Origin of the sequence: Neorhizobium sp. NPDC001467 (assembly GCF_050275975.1) — a bacterium.
In the GTDB taxonomy this organism is placed as follows: domain Bacteria; phylum Pseudomonadota; class Alphaproteobacteria; order Rhizobiales; family Rhizobiaceae; genus Neorhizobium.
In genome coordinates this window covers 152666-167217 of record NZ_JBNNPS010000006.1, presented here as the reverse complement: position 1 = coordinate 167217, position 14552 = coordinate 152666, and the positions used below count along the sequence as shown (strand labels likewise).

Sequence of the window (14552 nt, the reverse complement as noted above, 5' to 3'; positions counted from 1 at the left end):
TATGGCCACGCAGCACGTATGTCGGACAGAAGCTGGACGCAGCAACAAGCCTGGGAGGGTGCGCTCGATTACCGCCCGGCTGCTGCTGGCGGAAAAGCAGTCACAAAAAGATGTGCTGCGGTCTCAACGGTCGCCTAAAATCGCGTGCGGGTGCCATCGCTTGTGATCATGTGAAATCGGGTGCCGTCGGTCTTGATATCGGCGCAGTCCGTCTGCCTGTTTTCGAAACGGATACAGATCTTTCCGGTCGATATCTTGTAGCCGCGTTTGGATCCCTTGCGGTAGGTGAAGCCGCTTCGGTCCGTTTCGGTTTCCTGCGTGGACTCGTTGATATGCGCGCGAATTTCCGCAGCCGTCGCATTGCGAATCCGCCCCTTGTTTTCTGCCGACAGAACCGGTGCCGCGCAGGCAAGAAGGGCGGCCAGCGTTGCCAGATGGCGAAGGGTTGAATGCATCGTTGTTCCCCGGTTGATCGCGCGGCAGGATACGCGGCAGAGCCAGCGGGTCAATGCGCCATAGGCGGCGTCACGGCCAGGCCAGTCACGCAAGTGGCGTTCGACCGTTCGAGCCGACCCACAGCAAAATCTCATTTTGAAACGCAACGGCTCTCCATTAATTTGCATCTTGTCCATCCTTCGCGGCGAACCACATTAGCACTATGGTTCAGCAATGACGGCTGCTAACAAACGCATGGATGGCCGCAAGCAACGATTTGCATGACGGCCAGAAAACCTCTCGAGCCGACCGATCCAATTGTGCAGCGCTTCGAATCCAGCCGATCATTTGCATGAACCGCATAACGGTGAGAGGATATCGACGAAAGCCCGGAAGACACTTGCCCGCCAATGCCTGCTCGGGCGACGTGGGTTTTATGCCGCCGCCCGAAACCCCTTTCACGTAATTTTCCCCGGCGCCGAGGCTTTATCCCAGTGGCGCTAACCCAATGGATCTACTCATGGACAATTCGACCCAATCCGGCCGCCAGGCACCCTTAAAGACGCCAAGCGGTATTTCCGAAGAGGGTGTGCGCGACATTTCCGCCGGTATCACCAAGCTGCTTGCGGATGTCTTTGCCATCTACCTGAAGACCAAGAATTTTCACTGGCACATGTCGGGCCCGCATTTTCGCGATTATCATCTTCTCCTCGACGAGCATGGCGACCAGTTGTTTGCCATGACCGACCCACTGGCGGAGCGCGCTCGCAAGATCGGCGGCGGTACGCTACGGTCGATCGGAGAGATTTCCCGCCTGCAGCGCATTTCCGATAACGATGCCGATTTCGTGCATCCGCACGAAATGCTCGCCGAATTGCGCGACGACAACAGTGCCCTTATCGCCAGCATGCGCGAATTGCACGATCTTTGCGATCAATACGATGACGTGGCGACAGCGAGCCTGCTGGAAAACTGGATCGATGAGAGCGAGCGCCGCGTCTGGTTCCTGTTCGAGATCACCCGCAACACCAATCGCTGAAAACGGCCATTGGCCGCAACGCGTCTTAAGGCGGCATTTTGCCATTGGGGCCGGATCGGTGCATGCTTGCGCCATCCCGCCTTGCGGCAGCATGATGCTGCGCCCGTTTCCGTCTGGAGAAAATTCCCGTGAGCGCAACAAGACTGTTTTCGCCCGTCACGCTCGGTAAGCTGACGCTCGACAACCGCATCGTCATTGCCCCAATGTGCACCTATTCTGCCGAAGAGGGCCGCATGACCGACTGGCACATGATGCATCTCGGCATGCTCGCCACGTCGGGTGCAGGCATTCTGACCATCGAGGCGACGGCCGTGTCTTCCGAGGGACGGATTTCCTACGCCGATGTCGGCCTTTATTCTGACGATGCCGAACGGGCCATGGGTCGCGTGCTGGAGGGTATCCGCGACATGTCCGACATGCCGATCGCCATCCAGCTCGCGCATGCGGGCCGAAAGGCTTCGACGGAGGTTCCCTGGAAGGGTGGCGCGCAGATCGCACCGGATGCCGAAGGCGGCTGGAAAACCGTGGCGCCCAGCGCCATCCCCTTTCGTGGATCCTACGATCCCCCGACCGCGCTTGACGCTCAAAGCCTTGTCCGCATCCGCGAGGCCTTCGTCGATGCGGCGCGTCGCGCCGCCCGCCTCGGGATCGATGCGGTGCAAATCCACGCCGCCCATGGCTATCTTCTCCACCAGTTCCTGTCGCCGCTTTCCAATCAGCGCACCGATAACTATGGCGGCTCGCTCGAAAACCGCATGCGTTTTCCGCTGGAAGTCTTCGATGCGGTGCGTGAAGAATTCTCGGCCGACCGTCCGGTAACCGTGCGCGTGTCCGCGACAGACTGGGCCGAAGGCGGATGGGATGTGGAACAGACGATCGCCTTCAGCAAAGAGTTGGAGAAACGTGGATGTAGCGCCATTCACGTTTCCAGCGGAGGCCTCGCGGCGCATCAGAACATCACGCTCGGCCCGAATTACCAGGTGCCGTTCGCGCGTGCGATCAAGGCCGAAACGTCGATCCCCGTCATCGCCGTCGGCCTGATCACCGAGTTCGAGCAGGCCGAAGCCATTCTTGTGACCGGCGACGCCGATATGGTGGCGATTGCCCGGGCGGCCCTCTACGATCCGCGCTGGCCCTGGCATGCGGCGGCGCATTTCGGCGAAACAGTGCGTGCCGCGCCGCAGTATCTGCGCTGCCAGCCGCGTCAGTTCAAGTCGCTATTCGGGTAGCGGAGGGTTCTGTCCATCAGGAAGGCTCGTTCTCTTGCGAGTGCTGCCGCCTGCGTGAGACCAGAAGGGTTCGATACCTTTCCCGCAACACGGCCATATCGATATCGCCCGAGATCCACTCCTCCATCCAACGGACGAATAGCGGATCATTGTCGATCGTCTGGCCGCTTCTGCGCGCCTTGTCGAAGATTCGATCGGCAAGCGCCTGTCGGGCTTCGGGTGTCATATAAACATGAGCTCCTCGGGGCATGACAGTCAGCGAGACCGGCATGGCAAAATGGGAAACCTACGTCCGGAAACCGGGCGAGCTTTGGGCTGTCTGCCGACCACGGTTGCGCGTTCGGCTTTACCGAAACGGCGCAGGTCGAGCCGTCAATACCCAACCGCTCGCGCGGCAAGGCGTGTGATTCACGACAATATCTCGGTTTCTTTCCGAAAGGGGGAAAAAGTTCAGGGTGGGGGACTTTTCCACCCGGTCCCCCTTTTCGAGAACAGCCAGCATGGCTGCTTCCTTTTGTCCGGCAAAGGCTCTATTGCCGGCAGGTGCTTCGATCCTATCTTCGTTGCAAGCACGGAGGGTTTGCCTTGGAATATCGTTTTCTGATCGTAGAAGACAGCTTACTGGTTGCCATGGATATCGAAGATGCCGTCCAGCGCAGCGGCCATAGGGTGACCGGCATCGCGCCGGATATGAAAGTGGCGTTGAATTACAGCCGCGACGCCGACATCGCCTTTGTCGATGTACGACTGGCGGATGGCGAAACGGGACCGGAAATTGCCCGGATCCTTGCTGATTCCGGCATCGTGGTTATCATGATCACCGGCAATCCCGGCGTTGTCGTCCAGGGGGTCCCGGGCGTGGTCGGGGTCATGGCGAAACCGCTGACCGATCAGACATCCCGCGACCTTATCCAGTTCGCCGTGGACCGCCGCAGCGGTCGCCCTGGTACGCCGCCGGCCAGATTGAAACTGTTCAGTTGAGTCGCCTGCGGGATCAGCCAGCCGACCATTTCAGGTAGATCGTCGCCAGCGGTGGCAGGCTAAGCGAGACGGATTGTGGGCGTCCATGTGCCGGTTCGTCCTCCGTCCAAGCCTCGATATTGCCGATATTCGATCCGCCGTAGACGCCGGCATCGGTATTGAGGATCTCTGCCCAGCGCCCGGCGTTCGCAACGCCGATCCGATAGCCGTGGCGCGGCAGCGGCGTCAGGTTCGACACCGCCAGAATGGTGGAGGAGCCATCGTCCGATTTGCGCAGCATGGCAAGTACCGAACTTTCCGCGTCGTCCGATACGGCCCATTCGAAACCGGCCGGATCAAGGTCGCCGAACTGCAGCGCCGGTTCGGCCCCATAAAGACGATTGAGATCGCTGATCAGGCGCTGCATGCCCGAATGTTCGGGTTGGTCGAGAAGATCCCAGACGATCGATCCATCATGGTTCCACTCGCTTTCCTGAGCAATCTCGCCGCCCATGAACAGCAGTTTCTTGCCGGGATGCGCCCACATGAAGCCGAAATAGGCGCGCAGATTGGCGAGCTTCTGCCAGCGGTCTCCCGGCATCTTGCCGAGAAGCGATCCCTTGCCGTGAACCACCTCGTCATGAGAGAGCGGCAGCATGAAGCGTTCGGAATAGGCGTAGACCATTCCGAAGGTCATCATGCCATGATGGTATTTGCGATACACCGGATCGTCGGCCATGTAATGCAGCGTGTCGTGCATCCAGCCCATGTTCCATTTGAAGTCGAACCCAAGTCCGCCTTCCTCCGGCTTCCTGGTGACGCCCGGCCATGCGGTGGATTCCTCCGCGACGGTGAAGGCATGCGGGCAGCGTTCATGAATGATGCTGTTCAGGTGCTTGAAAAACTCGACCGCTTCCCAGTTCTCCCGCCCACCATACTGGTTGGGGATCCATTCGCCCTCATTGCGGCTGTAATCGCGGTAAAGCATCGAAGCGACGGCATCGACGCGCAGCGCATCGATATGGAAATGCTCCAGCCATTCCAACGCCGAGGCAATGAGAAAGCCTTTCACCTCGTTGCGTCCGAGATTGTAGATCAGCGTGTTCCAATCCTTGTGAAAACCTTCACGTGGATCCTCGTGTTCGTAGAGTGCAGTGCCATCGAAACGGGCAAGCCCCCAGACATCGGTCGGAAAATGCGCCGGCACCCAGTCGAGAATGACGCCGATACCGGACGCGTGGCAGCGATCGATGAAATAAGCGAAATCCTCCGGCGTGCCGTAGCGTCCGGTAGGCGCGAACAGGCCGAGCGGCTGGTACCCCCAGGAGCCGCCGAACGGATGTTCCATGATCGGCAGCATCTCGATATGGGTGAAGCCGAGGCTTTTCACATAGGGCACCAGTCGCTGGCTGAGCTCGACCCAATCGAGCGGCCGATTGCCCTCTTCGGCAATGCGCAGCCATGAGCCGAGATGCACCTCGTAAACCGAAATGGCGCCATCCTCCTGGCGGTTTTCGCGACGCGCGCGCATCCATGCGTCGTCTGTCCAGGGAAAGGTCCGCGAGGATGCCACGACCGATGCCGTCGAAGGCGCGGCTTCCGAAGCACGTGCCACCGGATCGGCTTTCTGGGGAAGCACATTGCCGTCGCGGTCTATGATCTCGAACTTGTAGCGCTCGCCCTGCGTCAGCCGCGGCACGAAGATTTCCCACACGCCGGCCTGCGGCCGCTGACGCATCGGATGCCGGCGACCGTCCCAGGCGTTGAAATCGCCAACCACCGAAACCCGCCTCGCATTTGGAGCCCAGACGGCAAAGCGCACGCCCGATACGCCATCGACCTGCATGGGAATGGCGCCCAGCGTACGACCGAGATCATAATGCGTGCCCTGGCTGATGAGATGAAGATCCAGATCGCCCAGAAGCGGCCCGAAGGAATAGGGATCTTCTGTCTCCTGAACCGCATCCGGCCACTGGATCCGATAGAGATACGGCGTGGTCGAACCGATAACGCCTGCATACAGGCCGCCGGCATGAATGCTTTCCAGCGTCGCCAGTATGCGACCACTGTCGCGCTCGACCGCCTCTACCGAAACGGCACCGGGCAGAAACGCCCGAACCACGGTCAACTCGCCATAGTGATGACGGCCGAGGATTGAAAACGGGTCGCCATGCCGACCGTCGACGAGCGCGTTCAAGCCCTCGGTCACGGTGCCGATGATCAGGTCGGTGCGCTCATATCTCATCGGTTTCTCTCCGCTCGGATGTTTTGAGGAGACGGGTGGCGATGGCCGAGAAACCGGCCAGCGGTAGCGGCAGCCAATGCGGTCGGCTGCGCACTTCATAAGCAATCTCGTAGGCGGCCTTTTCCAGAAGGAAGAGGTCGAGTATGCGCTCCCGCTGACTTTCGGGCATGCGCAGATCCGGTGATTGCTCGGCCGCGGCCAGGTAGGCCTTCAGGAAGGCCGGTTCAGCCATCTTCATGAAGCGATCGATCAGTTCGCGGTGACGTGCATCATCCACCTCGCTAACGATCTCGCGGTCCAGATCGGCGGAGGCGCCGAGATAGCTCAAGGATCGCAGGAAGCCGGCCACGTCGCGTAACGGATTGCTCTTGGCACGGCGATCCTCCAGCTTGCGCGTCGGCTCGCCCTCAAAGTCGATGATATAGGCATCGGATTCCGAGACGAGGATCTGCCCGAGATGGAAATCCCCGTGATTGCGGGTCATCAGCGTCCCATCGACGGCGTCGGCAAGGTCGCCGGTGAGGCGAAGAAGTGCGTCGCGATGGACAAGGAGGTTTCTGACTTCGCCGGCAATATCCTCGCTGAATTCGTCAATGCCGGTTTCGAGGATGTTCAGGCTGTCGCTGATCTGCTTCACCGTGGCATCACGCCAGCGGGCCGCGTCCGTTGCATCCGCCCGGACCGGCGCGAAGTCGCGATCATCCGTCGGGCGTGCAAGCGCCACATGCAATTCGCCCAGCCGCTGACCGACGGTCGCCACGAAATCCACCAGCGGCCGGAACTGGTCGTCCGCCGCATCGCCATCAAGGTCGGTGACGACAACCTGATCGATGACGCGGCGCAGATTGGAAAGCATCCACGTCCAGGCCTCGCCCTGGTTGCGAATGGCGCTTTGCACGATGATCAGCGTGAAACGATTGCCGTCGGGGTCGATGCGGGCAACTTCGCCCAGAAGCTGCGCGGTGTTGGCGTAACCAACCTTCGTCAGGTAACGCGTCATCTCCACTTCGGGATGAACGCCCGAAAAGACGTGGCGGATGAGTTTGATCATCGCAAGGTCGCCCAGGATCAGCGAACTGTTCGATTGTTCCGCCGATAACCAGTGGATCGGCAGTTCGTCGCTGAAGGCCATGCAGTCCAGCCGGTCCGTGCCGACAAATTCCAGCGTGCCGGTGCGGCCGGAAATGGTGGTGCGTTCGCACAGGCCGCGAATGATGCCGCGCCCCAGTCCTTCGGCCGCAAATCCGTCGGTCAGGAAGCCGACCCGGCGGCCTTGCCGAATGCGCGCAAGGGCGAGCTGTTGGGCAAGGGCGCTAGGCTGCGTATCGTCCCAGGCGATGGAAAGCGGCAGAAGATAGGTATCCTTGCGGCCATCGAGATCCACTTCCAGCTCGCCCAGCACGACGTTTTCGGCAAAGGCGACCGGCGTTGCGGTCACCAATTGCGCCGCGTTCAGCACCGCTCCCTTGGACCCGAACCAGCGACGTTTGCCGAGATAGGAGGGAAGCACATCGTTCGAGAGCGCCGTCGCCAGTCGCGGCTGATCGATCAGTTCCTGCAGATCATTGCGCAGAACCATGGTGATCATGTCCTGCATATGCTCGGGCGGCGCGGTGCGCCAAGCCGGCCCGTCCGATTCCGGGGCGAGCTGGAACCAGAAGAAGCCGTAGGGCGGCAGGGTCAGAAGATAGGTTAGCTGGCCGATCGGCGGGAAAGGTGACATGCCGGTCAGTTCGATCGGGACGCGTCCGTTGAATTCCGCAAGATCGAGCTCGACCGCCTGTGGCAGGCGCGACAGATTGAAGACGCAAAGCAGCGTCTCGCCCTGATATTCGCGCAGATAAGCGAGGATCTTGCGGTTGCCCGGCGTCAGGAAACGCTGAGAGCCGCGCCCAAAGGCAGGATGCTTGTTGCGCAGCGCCAGCATGCGGCGCGTCCAGTTCAGAAGCGAATGCGCATCGGCGCCCTGCGCCTCGACGTTGAGCGCCTCGTATCCGTAAAGCGGGTCCATGATCGGCGGCAGAACCAGACGCGCCGGATCGGCCTTGGAAAACCCGCCGTTGCGATCGGGCGACCATTGCATCGGCGTGCGCACGCCGTCGCGGTCCCCGAGATAGATATTATCGCCCATGCCGATCTCGTCGCCGTAATAGAGAACCGGCGTACCGGGCATGGACAGAAGCAGGCCGTTCATCAGTTCGACCCGCCGGCGGTCCCGCTCCATCAGCGGTGCTAAGCGACGGCGGATGCCGAGATTGATGCGGGCCCGGCGATCGGCGGCATAGGTGTTCCAGAGGTAGTCACGCTCCTCGTCCGTCACCATTTCCAGTGTCAGTTCATCGTGATTGCGCAGAAAGATTGCCCACTGGCAGTTTTCCGGAATATCCGGTGTCTGCCGCATGATGTCGGTGATCGGAAACCGGTCTTCCTTGGCGATCGCCATATACATGCGCGGCATTAGTGGGAAATGGAACGCCATGTTGCATTCGTCGCCATCGCCGAAATAGTCGCGCGTATCCTCCGGCCATTGATTGGCCTCGGCCAGCAGCATCTTGCCCGGATGAGTCTCATCGAGCGCAGCGCGGATACGTTTGAGGATGTCGTGCGTTTCCGGCAGATTTTCGTTATTCGTGCCTTCCCGCTCGATCAGGTAGGGAATGGCATCGAGCCTGAAACCGTCAATGCCGGTTTCCAGCCAGAACCGCATCACCTCCAGAAGTTCATTCATCACTTCCGGATTGTCGAAGTTGAGATCCGGCTGGTGGGAATAGAAGCGGTGCCAGTAATAGGCGCCGGCCACCGGATCCCACGTCCAGTTGGATTTTTCCGTATCGATGAAGATGATCCGGGTTTCGGGAAATTTCTGGTCGGTGTCGGACCATACGTAAAAGTCCCTTTCCGGCGAGCCGGCAGGGGCGTGTCGCGCGCGCTGGAACCACGGATGCTGGTCGGACGTGTGATTGATGACGAGTTCGATGATGACCTTAATGCCGCGCGCATGGGCCGCATCGACGAAGCTTCGGAAATCGTCCATCGTGCCGTAATCGGGGCTGACATTGCCGTAATCGGCAATATCGTAGCCATCGTCTCGGCGCGGGGAGGGGAAGAAGGGGAGAAGCCAGATGGCCGTCACGCCCAGCGAGGCGATATGGTCGAGCTTTTCATGCAGACCGGGAAAATCCCCGATGCCGTCGCCATTTCCATCAAAGAAGGACTTGATGTGCAACTGGTAGATAACGGCATCCTTGTACCACAAGGGATCCGACGACACGGTTTCGGCTTCTGGTTGTGCTTGATTTTTCATTTTTGCCTGCGTGCCTGAAATGTCCATTGTTGTTCCTCCTCCCATCGCGTCGGCCTAGCGCACGCGCCAGATGGCGAAGGGCCGTCCGGGCTCAAGCCGAAGGCGCTGCCATTTCCCGCTCCAACCGAAGGACTGGCCGGTGATCAGGTCTTCCGCCTCGAGCGTTCCGTGGTCGGAACGACCGAAGGTCCAGAGCGGGATCTCGACATTGGCTTCCTGCGCGTTGTGGGGATCGAGGCTGATCGCGACCAGAACGACGTTTTCATGCCCTGGGCTCGATTTTTCGAAGAACAGGATGTTGTCGTTATCCGCGGCTAAAAGTTGCAGACCGAGATGCGAATGAAGCGCCGGATTTTCCCGCCGGATGCGGTTGAGCTGGGTGATCTCGGCCTTGATGTTGCCGGGCCGGTCGTAATCCCAGGCGCGAATTTCGTATTTCTCCGAATCCGCATATTCCTTTCGCTTGGCGTCAGGTCGGCCTTCGCACAGTTCGAAACCGTTATAGGCGCCCCAGAGACCTGAAAGTGTGGCCGCAAGCGCTGCGCGGATTAGATAGGCCGGGCGCGGGGCGTTCTGCAGGAAGTCCGGATTGATGTCATGCGTATTGACGAAGAAATGCGGACGGAAGAAATCCCTCGGCGCCTGTGTGGTGATCTCGCGCATGTATTCTTCAAGTTCCCACTTGGCATTGCGCCAGGTGAAATAGGTGTAGGATTGCGAGAAGCCGACCTTGGCCAGGCGGTACATGACCTTGGGTTTGGTAAAGGCCTCCGACAGGAACACCACATCCGGATGACGCGAGCGGATGTCGGCGATCAACCATTCCCAGAAAGGAAACGGTTTCGTATGCGGGTTGTCGACCCGGAAGAGCTTGACGCCGTGATCGACCCATTTCTGAACGACGTCACGCAATTCCGTCCACAGTGACGGCACCGCCTCGCGGGCGTAGAAATCGACGTTGACGATGTCCTCGTATTTCTTGGGCGGGTTTTCCGCGTAGCGAATGGTGCCGTCCGGTCGCCAGTCGAACCAGCCCGGATGCTGTTTGAGCCAGGGATGGTCCGGAGAGGCCTGGATCGCAAGATCGAGGGCGAGTTCCAGCCCGTTCTGGGCTGCCGCCTCGACCAGTCGGTCGAAATCGTCGAATGTTCCAAGTTGCGGATGGATGGCATCGTGGCCGCCGTCCTCCGAGCCGATCGCATAGGGGCTGCCGGGATCATCGGGGCCAGGCGTCAGCGTATTGTTCTTGCCTTTGCGGTTGGTCATGCCGATCGGGTGGATCGGGGGAAAGTAGAGAACGTCGAACCCCATGGCACGAATGGCCGGCAGACGTCCGATAACGTCGTCAAACGTGCCATGCCGGTTCGGGTCGCCGCTCTGCGAACGCGGGAATATCTGGTACCAGCTGGCGAAACCTGCGGCCGTGCGTTCCGCGTCGACCGGAATGACCTGGGATCGCAAGCGATGCGGTCGCTGATCGGCCTCCGCCATCAGTTCCATGGTTTCCGAAGCCAGCAATGTGGCGATGCGCTCGTCGTATTGTTGCGCCGTCAACCTGTCGAAGAGCACTTTCAACTCGGTTTTCAGATCGCCGGACGCGTTGTCGAATGCCGCAAGCACGAGGTTGATGCCCTCCTGCACTTCCAGTGTCAGGTCGAGGCGAGCTTCGTGCTTTTTCGTAAATTCGTAACGGAAGATCTGGAAAGGATTGCGCCATGCCTCTATCAGAAACTCGTGGCGTCCCATGCGTCTCAGCGGAAATTCCGCGCGCCAGCGATCGTTGATGACAAAGGCCATGGGGGTCTCGGTCCAGCTTTCGCTGTCTGCCGTCCGCCAAAGGAGCGCGGCTGATAGCGGATCGTGACCGTCACCGAACACGTCCGCCTCCACGATCACGGTCTCGCCCACCACGCGTTTGACCACGAACCTCCCGCCATCCACGCATGGCGTCACGGCCTCGATTGCCAGTCTGGGGGACTGCGCCGCCTTGGACACCGGTTCGGGTGGGGTAATCGGCACAATGGGATCGGAAATCTGACCTTCGAACACCCGGATCTCGCCGGGCTGGAGGCGCAACTCCTCTGTCAGCGGCACGTTTCGTGCCGCGACATCGGTAAGCGGCAGGAAAGCCGAGGCTGCCTCGCTGATGGCACGCAACGGCGGCGCGGCGCTGCGACGCAGATCGCGATTGAAGACGACAACCCGCACGCTGTTCGAGATTCGCAGGTCGCCGCGATCGCCCCGGATGATGGCGGCCGCCGGGGAATTGCTGCCCGCGATGAAACCGAACGGTTGTCGGTCAAAACCGTCGTCACGCCGGAGCGTCTCGTTGATCGCCCTGATCGTCCCGGAAAGATCAAAGCAGGGGCGCTCGCGCAGGATGCGCAGTCCGCCGCCGCTGCCGTGGGTGGGATCAAGCGGCGTTGCGACGCCATATTCGAAGCCCATCGGTACCATCAGTCCACCGCCGAGCGAGGCGGCAAGCTTTACCGCCCGTTCAGCCCGACGTTCGAGCACTTCGGCATTTTCCGTGCCATGGGCGACCCGTTTGAAAAACGGCGCTTCGGGAAAGGCGATCTCGCGACCGATACCGATCTGGGTCTCGTGTTCTTCGGCAAACCAGCTTTCCTGCAGATTCCACCAGGCAAGCGAGGAGAAACTGCCGTCGAACCCCGTGCCGACCAGCGCCCTGCGGCTTTCGAACGCGGTGCCGGGTGTCCAGGCCAGGAAACGCAGATCGGATTTTTCTCGCCGGACGCCGGCAATCAGCATGCGCCAGGCCGTTGGTGGCAGGGTTTCCAGTTCCAGGCAGCGAAAACCCGACAGGCCGAGCGTCGCGAGATGGACGAGCCGCTGTTGCCATTCCCGCAGATCTTCCTCTCCGTCGCCGCCGATCGCGATGCGGCGGGCGCCTCGCAACCACGGGGGACGGCGCGGGTCGAACGCTGCGTTCGCGCCCGTTTCCTCGTCTCGTGGCCGTCCGGGGACGATGTCCATCATCAGTGAGACACCGTGTTCCTCCGCCATGCGCGCCAGGGCGCCGACAGCCTCATCGATCGTCTCGCCCAGCCCAAGCCTGGGATCGGCATGGTCGTAGCTTTCCGAAACGAAAATGCTGCCGCCTGCTGCCGCACGAAACAGTGGCGCGGTGAGGACGGTATCGAAGCCCAGAGCACGGGCGTGTTCGAAGACCTCCTGCCAAGCCGCAGGTCCTGAAAGCATGAGCGGATGGACGTAATAGATGCGCGCTGGGGGCAGGGCGGCGGCGGAATCGGTGAAACGCGAATGGACGTTCATGGCAAATCCTGACGTGTCGACGGTATCGGCTCAGCGACCGAACCTGTGCAGGCACGGCGCCCATCGGCATGCAAAATCGTCTTCCGGCCGGCAGGGCCGCTCGGCTCAGTGCAGTTGCGCTTCATCAAGGGCCTGCGAAAAAAGCTTCTTCGCATCCTCGGGGTCGGCGCGCTCGTCAAGCGCGGCAAGGCAGGCGTAACGGGCATTCACGAAGCGCGGACCCTTGCGGTTCGGCCATTCATGGTCGAGGAAGGACAGGGCCTCGAATGGTCCTGCAATCTGCACTGCACCGATTGTGACGGCACTGTTCCATACAGGCTTCTGCATCGCGTTCCTCCATCGCGGCGACGAGACGTGCGCTCCAGCGCCGGCACGGCACGGGAGCGCGCTATTCGCGTCACAGGGCGTTGGCAGTCTAACGGCTGTCACAGCAATTTGTTTCCTTGGCAATTCGTTAAAATCATCGCGGCTGCGCCGTCGTGCTCGGCCGTTCAATATTTGTGAAGGACTAGGACTGATGCTGGCGGAAGTTCTAGGGGCGATTCGCCCGCGTTGAGTGGAGACCGCATGACCATCGTCCAATTTCCTGCCGACCGCCGCACCTCCGATATCCGCCGTTGCAGCGAAGCCCTCGCCAATCTCCATGGTGAAGAGGCAAATCGCTTCTGGCGTCAGGAAATGGCTGGTTTTGCGGCTCGTCTGCGGGCGCAGGGCGTTGAAGACACCGAAATTTCCCACCAAGCGGCGCTGTTCATGAATGCCGTCCAGATGGAATTGCAGGCGGCCTTCGCAGCACAGGAAGAGGCCGGCGCGCTGGGCTGACGCCACCGCCTTTTTCACGCATGAAACGCGCAGGGAAGGGTTGGGGACGCGTGCGGCGCCTGCCGACCGAAGGCGGCATCCGGCCTCCGACTTGAATTGGCTAGCCTTAACATCTACCGTCAATATTGAATAAAGTGCGATCGACCGGCTGCCTGGAGCATTGCATGCCTGACCTCAGCAAGAACACGTCCGTGTATTCGTCCGATGCCGATGGCACCAAGACGGAAGATGAGCGTCAGCTGACCGAACTGCTATGGCAGAACAGGGTCAGCCTGCAGACCTCCGCCGGCGAGACTGAGGCCCTGGCTTCGAATCCATCTTTTCTGGCGTCCTTGAAGACGGCGCTTGTTCTATGCGTCGCCCTACCACTTTCGCTTCTGGCCTATTTCTCCAATCGAACCGCCGAAGACGACTTCTACGCCTGAGCGTTCGTCCCTGATGCTGCAGCGAGAAGGCGCGCAAGCATGACGCGTTGCCGTACGCTGGGTAAGTAATCCTGGAATTCGGACGAAAGGGAATGGCGGACAGGGTGGGATTCGAACCCACGGTACGCTTTCACGCACACACGCGTTCCAGGCGTGCGCCTTCAACCACTCGGCCACCTGTCCTTTTGGGAAAGGGCTGCTGGAGATGCCTCCGAAGCAGCGGTCGGCGCGATATATACCAATGATTTTTTCAGGATCAACCGAAATCTGACAGGCGGATGACGGTTTGCGGAAACTATGTTCCGTTGCCAAGCGGTCAAGCTGCCGGTAGGTTCGCGCCGACCCGTTTTCATGCGCTTTGGGGCTGTCATGTCCTTATTCTTCCATTTCTTCGCCCTGCTTGCCCTGGTAGCCGCGATAGCGGCCGGCACGGTCGATGCCATACAGTCTGTCGCATCGTCCTCCGTCATGCTGGCGAGCCTGGGCGATCTGTGGATCGGAATCAGTCCGGGAACGCTGGTCGCGGCAGAGGATGCCACACAACGCTATATCCATCCCCAGGTCTGGCTGCAGGGCGCGGCCTTCGTGCTGGCGCAGCCGGCCTGTGCCGTTTTCCTGGTTCTGTCGCTCACCCTGTGGATTGCCGGCTATCGGCGCCCGCGACGGTCGGCCGTGTCATGGCCTGAGATTCCGAAGCGGGCTCGCAAAAGCCTCCGGATATAAAAAGGGGGTCAGGCTCTGACGGGCTGAAGATTTCCCGTGAAATTTCGAAGCGGGCGTGCAAGGATAAATCGCC

General features: G+C 60.5%; 12 protein-coding genes and 1 tRNA gene. 6 read left to right on the top strand and 7 right to left on the bottom strand.

What is annotated here, in order from left to right; genetic code table 11:
* Nucleotides 1-134: 134 nt before the first annotated feature.
* A complete protein-coding gene (locus tag ACQKKX_RS14255) occupies nt 135-455 on the bottom strand; it encodes a hypothetical protein (RefSeq protein ID WP_427571440.1) in 321 nt (106 codons plus the stop codon).
* Between the two features lie 500 nt (nt 456-955).
* Between ACQKKX_RS14255 and ACQKKX_RS14250 the strand changes: the two genes are divergently transcribed.
* Nucleotides 956-1474 carry a Dps family protein gene (locus ACQKKX_RS14250; RefSeq protein ID WP_427571438.1) on the top strand — a complete coding sequence of 173 codons (519 nt, stop codon included), beginning with the start codon at nt 956-958 and terminating at the stop codon, nt 1472-1474.
* Nucleotides 1475-1602: 128 nt separating this feature from the next.
* Nucleotides 1603-2703 (top strand): NADH:flavin oxidoreductase/NADH oxidase, encoded by a 1101-nt coding sequence (locus tag ACQKKX_RS14245; protein WP_427571436.1) that lies wholly within the window; start codon nt 1603-1605, stop codon nt 2701-2703.
* Between the two features lie 16 nt (nt 2704-2719).
* Here the strand turns inward: ACQKKX_RS14245 and ACQKKX_RS14240 are convergent, their stop codons facing one another.
* A complete protein-coding gene (locus tag ACQKKX_RS14240; protein WP_427571434.1) occupies nt 2720-2929 on the bottom strand; it encodes a hypothetical protein in 210 nt (69 codons plus the stop codon).
* A gap of 359 nt (nt 2930-3288) precedes the next feature.
* Between ACQKKX_RS14240 and ACQKKX_RS14235 the strand changes: the two genes are divergently transcribed.
* Nucleotides 3289-3684, top strand: a complete 396-nt coding sequence (locus ACQKKX_RS14235) for a response regulator (RefSeq protein WP_427571432.1) — start codon at nt 3289-3291, stop codon at nt 3682-3684.
* Nucleotides 3685-3697: 13 nt separating this feature from the next.
* On the opposite strand, the gene glgB is transcribed toward ACQKKX_RS14235, so the two are convergent.
* The 4 genes from glgB to ACQKKX_RS14215 all read right to left on the bottom strand — a co-directional run bounded on the left by glgB (nt 3698) and on the right by ACQKKX_RS14215 (nt 12836).
* On the bottom strand, nt 3698-5908 hold the full coding sequence (gene glgB / locus ACQKKX_RS14230; RefSeq protein ID WP_427571431.1) for a 1,4-alpha-glucan branching protein GlgB: 2211 nt from the start codon (nt 5906-5908) through the stop codon (nt 3698-3700).
* Complete coding sequence (treS, locus tag ACQKKX_RS14225) at nt 5898-9212, bottom strand: maltose alpha-D-glucosyltransferase (RefSeq protein WP_427571429.1); 3315 nt, start codon at nt 9210-9212, stop codon at nt 5898-5900. Before treS ends, glgB begins: the two co-directional genes overlap by 11 nt.
* A 54-nt stretch (nt 9213-9266) precedes the next feature.
* Nucleotides 9267-12509, bottom strand: coding sequence for an alpha-1,4-glucan--maltose-1-phosphate maltosyltransferase (locus ACQKKX_RS14220; protein WP_427571427.1), 3243 nt, complete (start codon nt 12507-12509; stop codon nt 9267-9269).
* A 105-nt stretch (nt 12510-12614) separates the two neighbouring features.
* Nucleotides 12615-12836, bottom strand: a complete 222-nt coding sequence (locus tag ACQKKX_RS14215; RefSeq protein WP_427571426.1) for a DUF982 domain-containing protein — start codon at nt 12834-12836, stop codon at nt 12615-12617.
* A 240-nt stretch (nt 12837-13076) separates the two neighbouring features.
* On the opposite strand from ACQKKX_RS14215, the gene ACQKKX_RS14210 reads away from it, so the two are divergent.
* Both ACQKKX_RS14210 and ACQKKX_RS14205 read left to right on the top strand, forming a co-directional pair.
* Nucleotides 13077-13331: a DUF6074 family protein gene (locus tag ACQKKX_RS14210; protein ID WP_427571424.1), complete on the top strand. Its 255-nt coding sequence runs from the start codon at nt 13077-13079 to the stop codon at nt 13329-13331.
* 164 nt (nt 13332-13495) lie between these two features.
* On the top strand, nt 13496-13756 hold the full coding sequence (locus ACQKKX_RS14205) for a hypothetical protein (protein WP_427571423.1): 261 nt from the start codon (nt 13496-13498) through the stop codon (nt 13754-13756).
* Nucleotides 13757-13849: 93 nt separating this feature from the next.
* Here the strand turns inward: ACQKKX_RS14205 and ACQKKX_RS14200 are convergent.
* A tRNA-Ser gene (locus ACQKKX_RS14200) sits at nt 13850-13939 on the bottom strand.
* A gap of 186 nt (nt 13940-14125) precedes the next feature.
* Between ACQKKX_RS14200 and ACQKKX_RS14195 the strand changes: the two genes are divergently transcribed.
* Entirely contained in the window at nt 14126-14479 is a 354-nt protein-coding gene (locus ACQKKX_RS14195; protein WP_427571421.1) for a hypothetical protein, read from the top strand.
* The last annotated feature ends 73 nt before the right edge of the window (nt 14480-14552 follow it).

Excerpts from the sequence above, each read along its gene's own strand:
- ACQKKX_RS14255 (WP_427571440.1), bottom strand. The coding sequence starts at position 455 with ATGCATTCAACCCTTCGCCATCTGGCAACGCTGGCCGCCCTTCTTGCC.
- ACQKKX_RS14250 (WP_427571438.1), top strand. The coding sequence starts at position 956 with ATGGACAATTCGACCCAATCCGGCCGCCAGGCACCCTTAAAGACGCCA.
- ACQKKX_RS14240 (WP_427571434.1), bottom strand. The coding sequence starts at position 2,929 with ATGACACCCGAAGCCCGACAGGCGCTTGCCGATCGAATCTTCGACAAG.
- glgB (WP_427571431.1), bottom strand. The coding sequence starts at position 5,908 with ATGAGATATGAGCGCACCGACCTGATCATCGGCACCGTGACCGAGGGC.
- treS (WP_427571429.1), bottom strand. The coding sequence starts at position 9,212 with ATGAAAAATCAAGCACAACCAGAAGCCGAAACCGTGTCGTCGGATCCC.
- ACQKKX_RS14220 (WP_427571427.1), bottom strand. The coding sequence starts at position 12,509 with ATGAACGTCCATTCGCGTTTCACCGATTCCGCCGCCGCCCTGCCCCCA.
- ACQKKX_RS14215 (WP_427571426.1), bottom strand. The coding sequence starts at position 12,836 with ATGCAGAAGCCTGTATGGAACAGTGCCGTCACAATCGGTGCAGTGCAG.
- ACQKKX_RS14210 (WP_427571424.1), top strand. The coding sequence starts at position 13,077 with ATGACCATCGTCCAATTTCCTGCCGACCGCCGCACCTCCGATATCCGC.
- ACQKKX_RS14205 (WP_427571423.1), top strand. The coding sequence starts at position 13,496 with ATGCCTGACCTCAGCAAGAACACGTCCGTGTATTCGTCCGATGCCGAT.
- ACQKKX_RS14195 (WP_427571421.1), top strand. The coding sequence starts at position 14,126 with ATGTCCTTATTCTTCCATTTCTTCGCCCTGCTTGCCCTGGTAGCCGCG.